This window comes from Xenorhabdus taiwanensis (assembly GCF_036512875.1).
In the GTDB taxonomy this organism is placed as follows: domain Bacteria; phylum Pseudomonadota; class Gammaproteobacteria; order Enterobacterales; family Enterobacteriaceae; genus Xenorhabdus; species Xenorhabdus taiwanensis.
In genome coordinates, this window is record NZ_AP028978.1 from 2,504,306 (window position 1) to 2,515,948 (window position 11,643).

13 protein-coding genes are annotated in these 11,643 nt (G+C 42.0%); all 13 read right to left on the reverse strand.

The annotated features are described in order from the left end of the window. Positions 1-14: 14 nt before the first annotated feature. The 13 genes from umoD to acpP all read right to left on the reverse strand — a co-directional run bounded on the left by umoD (position 15) and on the right by acpP (position 11,605). Positions 15-530, reverse strand: a complete 516-nt coding sequence (gene umoD / locus ACE1SE_RS11160) for a UmoD family flagellar biogenesis regulator (RefSeq protein WP_374050957.1) — start codon at positions 528-530, stop codon at positions 15-17. Between the two features lie 659 nt (positions 531-1,189). After that, positions 1,190-2,494: an NAD(P)/FAD-dependent oxidoreductase gene (locus ACE1SE_RS11165; RefSeq protein WP_374050958.1), complete on the reverse strand. Its 1,305-nt coding sequence runs from the start codon at positions 2,492-2,494 to the stop codon at positions 1,190-1,192. A 197-nt stretch (positions 2,495-2,691) separates the two neighbouring features. Beyond that, complete coding sequence (nagZ, locus tag ACE1SE_RS11170; RefSeq protein WP_374050959.1) at positions 2,692-3,705, reverse strand: beta-N-acetylhexosaminidase; 1,014 nt, start codon at positions 3,703-3,705, stop codon at positions 2,692-2,694. Between the two features lie 39 nt (positions 3,706-3,744). After that, the gene (locus tag ACE1SE_RS11175) at positions 3,745-4,620 is read right to left on the reverse strand and encodes a phosphotransferase (RefSeq protein ID WP_374050960.1); all 876 of its coding nucleotides are present in this window, start codon (positions 4,618-4,620) and stop codon (positions 3,745-3,747) included. Beyond that, entirely contained in the window at positions 4,604-5,173 is a 570-nt protein-coding gene (gene lpoB / locus ACE1SE_RS11180) for a penicillin-binding protein activator LpoB (protein WP_374050961.1), read from the reverse strand. Before lpoB ends, ACE1SE_RS11175 begins: the two co-directional genes overlap by 17 nt. A 53-nt stretch (positions 5,174-5,226) precedes the next feature. Further along, positions 5,227-5,577, reverse strand: coding sequence for a purine nucleoside phosphoramidase (gene hinT, locus ACE1SE_RS11185; protein ID WP_374050962.1), 351 nt, complete (start codon positions 5,575-5,577; stop codon positions 5,227-5,229). Between the two features lie 53 nt (positions 5,578-5,630). Further along, positions 5,631-6,416 (reverse strand): metal-dependent hydrolase, encoded by a 786-nt coding sequence (locus ACE1SE_RS11190; RefSeq protein ID WP_374050963.1) that lies wholly within the window; start codon positions 6,414-6,416, stop codon positions 5,631-5,633. A gap of 22 nt (positions 6,417-6,438) precedes the next feature. Next, a complete protein-coding gene (gene holB / locus ACE1SE_RS11195) occupies positions 6,439-7,455 on the reverse strand; it encodes a DNA polymerase III subunit delta' (RefSeq protein WP_374050964.1) in 1,017 nt (338 codons plus the stop codon). A 6-nt stretch (positions 7,456-7,461) separates the two neighbouring features. Then, positions 7,462-8,094: a dTMP kinase gene (gene tmk / locus ACE1SE_RS11200; protein ID WP_374050965.1), complete on the reverse strand. Its 633-nt coding sequence runs from the start codon at positions 8,092-8,094 to the stop codon at positions 7,462-7,464. Continuing rightward, positions 8,091-9,116, reverse strand: coding sequence for an endolytic transglycosylase MltG (mltG, locus tag ACE1SE_RS11205; protein WP_374050966.1), 1,026 nt, complete (start codon positions 9,114-9,116; stop codon positions 8,091-8,093). Before mltG ends, tmk begins: the two co-directional genes overlap by 4 nt. Before the next feature lie 40 nt (positions 9,117-9,156). Next, positions 9,157-9,984 carry an aminodeoxychorismate lyase gene (gene pabC / locus ACE1SE_RS11210; protein ID WP_374050967.1) on the reverse strand — a complete coding sequence of 276 codons (828 nt, stop codon included), beginning with the start codon at positions 9,982-9,984 and terminating at the stop codon, positions 9,157-9,159. A gap of 68 nt (positions 9,985-10,052) precedes the next feature. Further along, complete coding sequence (gene fabF, locus ACE1SE_RS11215; RefSeq protein WP_374050968.1) at positions 10,053-11,294, reverse strand: beta-ketoacyl-ACP synthase II; 1,242 nt, start codon at positions 11,292-11,294, stop codon at positions 10,053-10,055. A 74-nt stretch (positions 11,295-11,368) separates the two neighbouring features. Then, on the reverse strand, positions 11,369-11,605 hold the full coding sequence (gene acpP / locus ACE1SE_RS11220) for an acyl carrier protein (protein WP_012989255.1): 237 nt from the start codon (positions 11,603-11,605) through the stop codon (positions 11,369-11,371). Positions 11,606-11,643 lie beyond the last annotated feature (38 nt).

Here is an 11,643-nt window from a genome sequence, read left to right on the forward strand (position 1 = left end):
GAAGCCAGAGAAATTCATTGTTGTGAATGCGATTTCAGGATCAATTGTCCTTTCTCATTTAAAGGGATAGTGTCATCAGGTTTGTACGCTATCCTGACTTTTCCTGGTTGCTCGCCAATGACATAACTTACGTCATAGGCAACGACACGTGGTTTTTTAAAACGAAATTCTATGCAACTTTTTAACACCGAGTGGATTAAAGCAGGGTATTTTCTGTTAATTTTCAAATGGTTAATTAGAGTCAGAATACGATATTCATATTCAATCAAATGATTATGCGTAATATCTTTTACTGTATCAGGAATGGGAAATACTGCGATATGGCAATAGGATTGACGAAAAACAACCGTTGATCTGATCGGGTCCGAAGATAATACATGCGCAACGCTGGGGCGTGGAGATTCAAAATAGAACGTTGCGGCTATACCAATAATGGCAATAGCGATAATAATCATTATAGAACCCATTACATACTGTCTTATCGTTAGCTTAACCACATAGCACCTTGATATATTAATAGTTTTCCACACAATTTGATTAAGAGAATATTTCGCAATTATTTTAAATAAGCTAAAAGTGCGCTAAGTTAATTATTGAGAAAAATCCTATTCCATTAAATCAGTAAAATAATTAGGCACTTACCCGCGTGGTCATTTATTATTGTGGATAGTTTCAGTATTGACTTTACGAAAAAGACAGCTTCTATAGCTATTTCATTAAGAGTTAATACATAAAAAACTGTCACAATAAAAGTTGCCATATAAAAAGTACATACAACACAAAAAATAAAAGATATACCTCCTGATGTCCTGATCCTACAGACTGAGCAAATTTGTGACACCAGAGTAACCTAACTAAAACAGGCTTTATTATAACGATTAATTAAATCTACTGATAAATTATTTGATTATCTGCTAGGTAGATATACATAACTAAGTCAATTAAACGTATTTTGTATAACATATCAATATAATTACGGTGCATCATTTTAAAAAATTATCACATATAACAATAATGAATTAATTAAAATGAGATCTCAATTTGATTAAAATACAGTTTTACTCATTATAATAAATAATCAGGTTAACTTTAGAGAAGAATAATTATGATATGTATAATAATAAGTATAATGAGCAGATAAATGACTCACCTCAATGAAGTACTTCAAGATGAGTCATTTTTGGGTTAATTAATGCAACTTCAGGCGTGGACGAATAACGCGGTTAATTCCGCCAACCAGCATCATCAAACCTGTTTTAATATATCCATGCAGAGCTACCTGATGCATACGATACAAAGAGATATAAACCATACGAGCAATACGGCCTTCAACCATCATTGAACCACGCATCAAGTTCCCCATCAGGCTACCAACAGTACTGAACTTGGATAATGAAACCAATGAACCATGATCTTTGTAAACATACTCTTTCAATGGTTTTTCATTCAACAGTGCCAAGATATTGTCATAACAACGGCTTGCCATCTGGTGAGCGGACTGGGCACGAGGAGGAACAAAACCACCCTCTTTTTTCGGGCATGATGCGCAATCCCCAATGGCAAAAATATGATCATCCCGTGTGGTTTGCAAAGTTGGTTTTACAACCAATTGGTTGATACGGTTGGTTTCCAGTCCACCGATATCTTTCATAAAGTCAGGTGCTTTAATTCCCGCAGCCCATACCATCAGGGAAGCTTTGATCTGCTCGCCCTCTTTGGTATTCAACCCATGCTCATCAGCACTGGTCACCATTGTCTTGGTTAATACTTTAACCCCAAGCTTAGTCAACTCTTGGTGAGCTGCACTGGAAATGCGTGTCGGCAATGCAGGCAAGATGCGCTCCCCTGCCTCAACCAAAGTCACGTTAAGGGCATCTGAATTCAGGCTTTCAAAGCCATAACTGTTGAGTTGCTTAACCGCATTATAGAGTTCCGCAGAAAGCTCTACGCCCGTCGCACCACCACCAACAATCGCGATATTCACTTTTTCTTCTGCACGGTGATTTGCAGAATATTTCAGGAACAGGTTTAACATTTCATTGTGGAAACGATGTGCCTGTTGCGGATTATCAAGGAAAATACAATTTTCCTTCACACCAGCCGTGCCAAAATCGTTAGATTGGCTGCCCAATGCCATGACAAGAATGTCGTAAGCCAGTTCACGCTCTGGTACCAACAAATCACCAGTTTCATCACTGATCCCAGCCAGAGTAATTGTCTTCCCTTCACGATTGATATTCGTGAGTGTACCTAGCTGGAAATTGAAATAATGGTTACTTGCATGAGCTAAATAACTCAACGCATCAACACCATCATCAAGAGAACCCGTTGCCACTTCATGCAATAAAGGTTTCCATAAATGGCTATTATTGCGATCTACCAAAGTAATTTCGGCTTTTTTCTTACGTCCTAATTTGTGTCCCAAACGCGTTGCCAGCTCTAAACCACCAGCGCCCCCACCAATGATGACAATTCTTGTCTTTGGCGTTGTCATGAATACCCCACTGAAAATACAACATAATGTTATGTAAGGCGCTAAGTTCGTTTCTTTAAGTAAAAAACCTTAAATAACGTCCTTAAATAACTTCAAGCTAAACAAATTTCATATTGCAAATATCTCCAGAATATCATGGCAGGTCAGTTGGTCATACCAAAAATAATCACAACCAAACTCTTTTGATTAATTAGACATCAATCACAAAATTGTTCACTCAAACCCTGTAACGCCTGATTAGCCTTTTGCCAACGTTCAGATTGCTGTAATTCTTCCAAACTAACTTGTTGGCCCTGGTGGTATAACTGTTTAACTTTAGGTGATTCAATTATCGGCAGGTCATCCAGCACACTGACCGCACCTTCTCGATTGTTGCATACTAAAATCATGTCACAACCGGCATCTAATGATGCTTTAGCCCGTTCAGCATAACTGCCCATCACGGCTGCGCCTTCCATCGACAAATCATCGGAAAAAATAACGCCTTTAAACCCTAATTGCTCACGAAGTATGGATTTCAACCAATAAGGTGAACCACTTGCAGGACGGTGATCTATCTGAGGATAAATAACGTGAGCAGGCATAATGGCATCCAGCAGATTACGTTGAATAAAATCGCGGAAAATCACCATATCATGGCAACTGATAGCATCCATGGAACGGTTATCCCTTGGCGTTTCTTTATGGGAATCTGCTGTCACGGCACCATGTCCCGGAAAATGTTTCCCCGTCGATTTCATTCCCGCAGAATGCATTCCTTGAATAAATTTTTCCGCCATTGCCATCGCAGGTTCAAGCTCCTCGTGGAATGAACGTTCACCAATGGCAATACACTTATGCCCTAAGTCCAATACTGGCGCAAAGCTGATATCGATATCCATTGCAATCATTTCTGACGCCATTAACCAACCAGACTCTTTTGCCAGATGTGCTCCCATCAACATGTCATGTACACAAGCAAAAGATTGTGCCGCAGGTAAACGCGTAAACCCTTCATGAAAACGCTGAACACGTCCACCTTCCTGATCAACAGCCACCACTAAACGGTGGCGGGAAGCTGTGCGAATTTGGCAAACCAGCTCGCGTAATTGCTCTGTATCATGGAAGTTGCGGGTAAATAAAATTAAGCCCCCCACTAATGGATGCTGTAAAATTTCGCGCTCTTCATTATCTAATTCATAGCCAACAACATCTAACATTACTGGCCCCATAGCATTCCTCACTTCTCTTTATATTGGTTATTAGATTCATTACAACAAGTTAAAAGCCTGGCGTAAGGGATGTGCCAACGATAAAAATTGTTGTTCTCTCGTCTGCTGCCAGCGCACTTCATACCACATTAACATCATATAATTGACCCACGGCTCCCATCGTTTAATTTGTTGCTGCAATAACTGAATATCTGCATATCCTGATGTCTGGGTACAATAATAATCCAAAAAAGTTTTTTTCTGCATCTCATCCCATTGATTTCCCTTGAATAGTACAGCCAGTGAAAAGCCGATATCGACATCCGCAGCATACTCCCAATCAATCAATTTTAATCCTTTTTCGGTTATTAATAGATTATCAGGGTGCACATCCATATGAGCCGGAGCTATCTTTAATGCGGTAGGTACTCTGGTTGCCATAAAAAATTTGTGCAGACGTAACCAACGAGGAGATAAGCGTCTTCTGTCAATCTGCTGCCACTGGAATGCAATTTGTTTTTTTAATTGAAGGAAATAACCCAATGGAGAATGGCTATGAAGAATAGCAAGTATTTGGGCCAATGGTTGCAGTAAAGCAGGCTGACCCAATATGTCAGGTTTTACTTTTGTTCCAGTGAGCCACTCAAGCAACAACCAGGTTCCGTGCATAGCCACAACTTTAGGCGCAATGCCGGTGGAAGATAACCGCCGCAGGATCTGATTTTCTCGTTGACGATCCACGCCGAGCATTTCGCTATGCGATGTTTGTGTGCGTCCAACCATCTGGCGCACTTCATTCGTAGTTGTATTAGCAATATAGTAGCTTCCCTGTGTCAATCCCGTTAATGACCTAATTTCCCAGGAGTCTGCGGGAATATCAGGCCATAACTGACATAACACCCTGAGTAAAGCGTTGTCGTTAGTTAACGTCACCACGACCTGACCAGAGTATTTCGCCGGTTTTAACCAGCATTAACTGCATCTCCAGCTCACGCTGACCATGATTATTGGAGACAACAGAATAGAGAACATAATCAGCGTTTAAATAACGAGCCAATCCAATGGACTTACTACGCAACCCCAGGCTATCTTCCGATGATAATCCCAGCGCCTGTCTGGCTAAATGGATTTGAGATTTCGGTATCACCTGAAAAACCTGTTTATTGCTGATTACATTCGTAATCGCATCTGTGGCTTTCAGGGTTCGCAATGAGCCATTAGTGTTGTTCTTGACAGAATCAACAAGCAGTAATTTTCCCGCGTCAACACCATTAGCATTAATCATCTGATCAACTAACGGCTGAACAATGCCATCCCAATTAATAGATTGAATTTTAGGCGGTTGGGGAACTTTTTCTGATGGGCCTACCGACGGTTCCGGTTTTTTCTTTGGCTCCACCGGTGTAACAGGAGCAGGCTGCTGTGTTTCTGGAGCGACACAACTCGCCAGCAACATTGCCGATAATATAACAAAGAGAATTCTTTTCATTAATCTACTCCAGTTACATCACTACCTTGTACCGATATACATAAATGAGGTTATTATTTTGCTAATAGCGGTCCCAATGGACGTCCACCCACTAAGTGCATGTGGATATGGAAAACTTCCTGTCCAGAATGGCGATTACAGTTCATGATCAAGCGATAGCCATCTTCTGCAATGCCTTCCTCTTTTGCTATTTTTGCTGCTACAGTAAACAGACGTCCCAAAGCAAGTTCATGATCAGCGGTAACATCATTAACGGTTGGGATCAATACATTAGGTATGATCAAAATGTGAGTTGGTGCCTGAGGGGAAATATCGCGGAATGCAGTAACCAAATCATCCTGATAAATAATATCAGAAGGAATTTCTCGACGGATGATTTTACTAAAAATCGTTTCTTCTGCCATTTTACTTCTCCTGTTTGTTATAAGACCTAAAAACACCGTGTGACATGATTAAATTAGTTTTCTTTAATATTGATGTGAAACAGTTCACAAAAATTTCTTGTCGTTACCGCAGCCAATTCTTCAATACTGACACCTTTCAATACTGCCATATACTCTGCAACATCACGTACATAAGCTGGCTGATTCTGTTTACCTCGATGGGGAACCGGTGCCAGATAAGGTGAATCAGTTTCTAAAAGAATGCGATCTAGTGGCACAAACTTTGCCGCCTCACGGATTTGCGCGGCATTACGGAAGGTGACAATACCAGAAAAAGAGATATAAAAACCCAAATCCAGCAGAGCCCTTGCCGTTTCTTTATCTTCTGTGAAACAGTGCAGCACGCCACCACAATCTTGTACATTTTCTTCCCGCAAAACCATCAATGTATCGTCTCTTGCGTCACGGGTATGCACAATCACTGGCTTATTTAATTCACGGCCAATGCGAATATGTTCACGAAATGAAGTTCTCTGGAGTTCAGCATTTTCTTGCTGATAATAATAATCCAGGCCCGTTTCCCCCATTGCGACAACTTCTTCATCCGCAGCCAGTCGGGCAAGCTCTTCGAAATCGTAACCTTCATCCAAATTCAATGGGTGGATGCCGCAGGAATACGCGACGTTTTCCCGCTTACCAATCAATTCCTTCATTTGCCGGAAACCAGGCAACGTGGTTGCCACCGCCAGCATATATTTCACATCCCGCTGTGCGGCCTTCACCACAACATCATCTACACTTTGGTGCAACGTTTCATAATCAAGGCAATCGAGGTGGCAATGCGAATCAACTAAAAACATAATATGCTCGTATTTAACTAGGTTACTGTGCAGGGCAAAATTGCCTTTCCCAATTGAGTAATTGTTCCGTTAACAACAATTCCCGATTGACTCCCGCCACAGATAATAATTGATGACGACAATGTACCCAATCATCAACTGTATTTAATAATGTTTCCACACTTTGGCCAGAAGCCAGATAATGAATCAAAACCTGCTGATCCTGGTTAATACAGTAATTCTGCGCCTGCTGCCGCCATTTTACTGCATCGGATAATAAGCTGATCAACCAATGCAAAGATTGCTGCACATCATCACGATTCAGTAATGGTAAAAGTGACAGGGTATCACATTTATGCAATGCCTGTTCAATCGCCTGGCAAAGTGAATTCCTCTGCTGCCATTTTTCAGTTTGGAGTAGTTGCTCCGCGGCCAATGGTGCTCCCTGAGAAAGTTTCAATGCTGTTTGTGCATCCAAAGAAGATATCGCTGGAAGCTGTTTTTGTAGCCAATAAAGCCCTATCGAGGTTTCAGGGACTGGAATAAAATAGTAAAAACAGCGGCTGCGTAGTGTTGCCAACAAATTTATAGGGTTTTGACATTGCAACAAAAAGTAGGTGTTTTGTGGCGGTTCTTCCAACGTTTTCAATAAGGCGTTAGAAGCAGCATCCGTCAGGGATTCTGCGGATGTGATCCAGGCAATTTTGGCTCCCCCTTGCTGAGAATATTCATAAAGCTTCTCGCTGAGCTGACGTACTGCATCAACTCCAATGACATTTTTTCCTTTCTCAGGTGCAAGGACATGCCAGTCAGAATGCGTTTCCGCCAACATCAAATGACAGCCGTGGCATTTGCCACAGCTTTTAATGCCCTGTTTATTCTGACACATTAACCAGCGACTCAAACCATACAATAATGCATCAGCTCCCATTCCTGCATGAGCATGAAGCAAAATAGCATGATGCCCACGCCCCTGTTGGTGGAGTTCAACTAACTGACGGTATGCATGATTGAGCCACGGATACCAGTTCTTATCTGAATTTCCTGTGCTTTTAGTCAATGTTTTTTAACCAATATTCTTTAACCAAGCAAGTAAGGTATGGCGAATATCACCCTGCACTTTTTCCAGTGGTTGGGTTGCATCAATCTTTTTGATATTGTCATCTTTCGCCATAAGTTCGAGATATTTTGTACGGGTGCGGTGGAAAAAGTCTAAGGATTCCTTTTCAATCCGATCCAGTTCACCGCGCTCAACAGCACGTTGTAAGCCCACTTCTGGTGGTACATCAAGATAAAGGGTTAAATCTGGAGAGAAATCGCCCAATGCCGCATTACGGAGTGACACCATCAAATGCTGATCGATACCTCGGCCTCCCCCCTGATAAGCCTGGGAAGAGAGATCATGACGATCACCAATGACCCAGGTTCCTTTTGCCAAAGCCGGCTTGATAATATTTTCCACCAATTGAACTCTGGCAGCATATAACATTAATAGTTCTGCTTTATCTGTCAGTGATTCTCCTTCAACCCCTTGTTTAATCAGCTCACGTAATTTTTCTGCTAACGGTGTCCCACCAGGTTCACGGGTAAGAGCCAAATCAGAAATACCCTGCTGCTGCAAGGTGTCAACCACTGTCTGGATTGCCGTTGTTTTTCCAGCACCCTCAAGTCCTTCAATTACAATAAATTTGCTACTCATTTATCCTGCTTTAACCTTTGGCGATAAAGACTGACTGCCTTATTATGTGCTACCAGATTGGTGGTGAATGTATGCCCCCCATCGCCATTCGCCACAAAATATAAATATTCTGTGACAGCAGGATGTGCTGCTGCCTTAATGGAAGCCAAACCTGGCATGGCGATAGGGGTTGGTGGCAACCCATCAATCATATACGTATTGTATGGTGTAAATGTATTGAGATTGCTGCGAAAAATCGTACCCGTATATTTATCTCCCAATCCATAAATCACTGTTGGATCAGTTTGCAGTTTCATCTTTAACCGTAGACGATTCACGAATACAGAGGCAACTTGGGTTCGTTCAGATTCAATTGCCGTCTCTTTTTCAATAATGGAGGCCATGATCAACATTTCATAGGCACTGTTATATGGCAGATTCTTTTCCCTGTTTTCCCATTCCTGCCCGATGACTGTTTTCATTTTGTTATGGGCTCGTTTAAGCAATTCCACGTCACTCGTGCCTGCTGTATACAAATAGGTATCAGGATAAAACCAACCTTCCAGTAACTCGCCTTCTTGCATGCCTAAAACGTCAAGCAGAGCTTTCGGTGTCTTATTTTCTATTTCATGTTTTAAGTATGGCGCATTCTGCAATATTTTTACCCAATCAGAAAGGCGGCTACCTTCAACAAAACGAATGGCAAACTGCGTTTCTTTGCCACTGGCAAACAGTTGCAGGGCAGACTTCAAAGACATACCTTTTTGCAAACGGTAAGTTCCAGCCTTAAACTTTGCCAGCTCTGGTTTAAAGCGAAATAGCCATGGCAATAATTGACTGTCTTCAATCAATTTATCCTGAGTTAGTAAGGTTTGCAGTCCAGTGCGTCCAGTTCCCGCCGGCACAGTAAATATAAGCTCCTGGCTAAGATTAATATTTTGATCAGCAAAGTTCTCTATTTTCTTCATAAAAGAAAAAAATACGATCACAGCGATCACAATAAGCAAGACAGGCAGAATGAAAATGCGCTTTTTTAGTTTCATCCGGTAATCACTTTTATTTGTGCTTCTGAATACTGACTTTCTAAGGTTTTAAACATTCAGGCAATAAATAGTCATGCAACTCTCTTGATTGATATTTCCACGCAGGTTGATTTTTATGCGCTTGAATTCGACTTACTGGCAATACTGGCATTAAGGAATTACAGATAATCACTTCGTCTGCATAAGCCAAAGCTTCAGGATAGCGCATAACACAAGATAAGCTATAATCGCTTTTCGCCAACAATTCGATGATCTTTTGTCGCATAACCCCTTCCACCCCACACTGACTGAGGTCAGGCGTATAAACATTTTTTCCTTTTCGCCAAAAGATATTGGCAGTACCGCATTCCACTAATAAGCCATCACTATCAAGTACCAGAGCTTCATCAGCTCCTGATTGTTCAATAAATCGTTTGATCAAAACCTGCTCCAAACGATTTAAGTGCTTAATACCAGCCAGATAGGGATTAATTCCCATTGGAATGGGGCTAAGAGTTAATGCCACACCTGTTTGACGCTGAGTCACATATCGTTCAGGATATGGACTCAAAGACAAGATCTGAGTAGGCGTAATCGTGTCAACAAAACTATAGCCACGACCTCCCGTACCTCTGGACAGAATGACTTTTAAAACACCGGATCCACACCCTTTCACTACCTGTTTAATATGGTTCTCAAGTTGGAACCAACTCAGTGCTGGCATAAATAGTTTTTCAACACCTTTCTGCAACCGTTTGATATGCAAAGGTAGCAAAGCCGGTATCCCTTGCTCAACCCTTATTGTGGTAAAACAACCGTCACCAAACTGCACCGCACGATCATTAACAGGTATATGATCGCACTGATTACCATTAATCCAATACGTCATGTTAACTTCTTATTTTTGATAAAAAAGCCCCAACACATGTTGGGGCTTTTTATATACACAAAGTGATTTTAGATCTTACGGAAAATCAATGACCCATTGGTGCCACCGAAACCAAAAGAGTTACACAATGCGTATTCCATTCCTTCAACGTTGCGCGCTTTACCTGGAACTAAATCCAGACGACAATTCTCATCCTGATTCTCCAAGTTAATGGTTGGAGGAATAATCTGATCACGCAGAGAAAGAATAGTGAAAATAGATTCAATTGCCCCTGCTGCACCCAACAAATGGCCCGTCATCGATTTGGTTGAACTCACCAATACTTTGGTGCCCTCACCAAAAACAGCCTCCACTGCACGTGCTTCCGCAATATCACCAACTGACGTTGAAGTACCATGAGCATTGATGTAACCCACTTGCTCTGGTGAAACTCCCGCATCTTTCAGGGCATTTTGCATTGCTAAAGCAGCACCTGCGCCATTCTCAGGAGGTGATGTCATGTGGTAAGCGTCACTGCTCATACCAAAGCCAACAACTTCAGCATAGATTTTCGCGCCGCGTTTTTTCGCGTGCTCATACTCTTCAAGCACGACAATACCTGCGCCATCGCCCAGAACAAAACCATCGCGATCTTTATCCCAAGGACGGCTTGCACCTTGAGGATCATCATTACGGGTTGACAATGCACGGGCAGCACCAAATCCAGCAACGCCAAACTCAGTACTCGCTTTTTCTGCACCACCTGCCAGCATAATATCAGCATCATTATAGGCAATAATGCGAGCTGCATGCCCTATATTATGTACGCCAGAAGTACAGGCTGTTGCAATGGAGATGCTCGGACCACGAAGACCATAAAGGATGCTCAAATGGCCCGCCACCATATTGATGATGGTCGAAGGTACAAAGAATGGGCTGACCTTACGAGGCCCTGCCGATAACAGTGTACTGTGATTTTCTTCGATCAGGCCCAACCCACCAATACCAGAACCAATAGCAGCACCAAAGCGGCTAGCATTGGCTTCTGTTACTTCGATTCCTGCATCTTCAATAGCTTGTTTGCCCGCAGCAATCCCATACTGAATAAAGAGATCCATCTTCCGTGCTTCTTTGCGCGAAATATTGAAATCTTCATGATTAAAATTCTTCACTAAACCTGCAAACTTCGTTGCATGGTTAGAGGTATCAAAATGTTCGATAAGGCCGATACCACTCTGTCCGGCACAAACAGCGTTCCAGGAAGACTCTACTGTATTGCCGACAGGAGACAACATGCCTAGTCCGGTCACGACTACTCGACGCTTAGACACGGTTATCCTCCAGGGAGGGAAAAAATTTGGGACGAAAAACATAGGCGGTCGAACGACCGCCTAGGTATGTGTGCTTATTTACCTGCGTTTTCAACGTAGTCAATAGCAGCTTGAACTGTAGTGATTTTTTCAGCTTCTTCGTCTGGGATCTCGATATCGAACTCTTCTTCCAGAGCCATTACCAGTTCAACTGTGTCAAGAGAATCAGCGCCCAAGTCATCAACAAATGAAGCTGTGTTCACAACTTCTTCCTCTTTAACACCCAGTTGTTCAACGATGATTTTCTTAACGCGTTCGTCGATAGTGCTCATACTATTAAATTTCCTATCAAAACTCGCTTTTGCGATGG

Coding starts and splice junctions, on each gene's coding strand:
- ACE1SE_RS11165 (WP_374050958.1), bottom strand. CDS start 2,494: ATGACAACGCCAAAGACAAGAATTGTCATCATTGGTGGGGGCGCTGGT.
- nagZ (WP_374050959.1), bottom strand. CDS start 3,705: ATGGGGCCAGTAATGTTAGATGTTGTTGGCTATGAATTAGATAATGAA.
- lpoB (WP_374050961.1), bottom strand. CDS start 5,173: ATGAAAAGAATTCTCTTTGTTATATTATCGGCAATGTTGCTGGCGAGT.
- hinT (WP_374050962.1), bottom strand. CDS start 5,577: ATGGCAGAAGAAACGATTTTTAGTAAAATCATCCGTCGAGAAATTCCT.
- ACE1SE_RS11190 (WP_374050963.1), bottom strand. CDS start 6,416: ATGTTTTTAGTTGATTCGCATTGCCACCTCGATTGCCTTGATTATGAA.
- tmk (WP_374050965.1), bottom strand. CDS start 8,094: ATGAGTAGCAAATTTATTGTAATTGAAGGACTTGAGGGTGCTGGAAAA.
- mltG (WP_374050966.1), bottom strand. CDS start 9,116: ATGAAACTAAAAAAGCGCATTTTCATTCTGCCTGTCTTGCTTATTGTG.
- pabC (WP_374050967.1), bottom strand. CDS start 9,984: ATGACGTATTGGATTAATGGTAATCAGTGCGATCATATACCTGTTAAT.
- acpP (WP_012989255.1), bottom strand. CDS start 11,605: ATGAGCACTATCGACGAACGCGTTAAGAAAATCATCGTTGAACAACTG.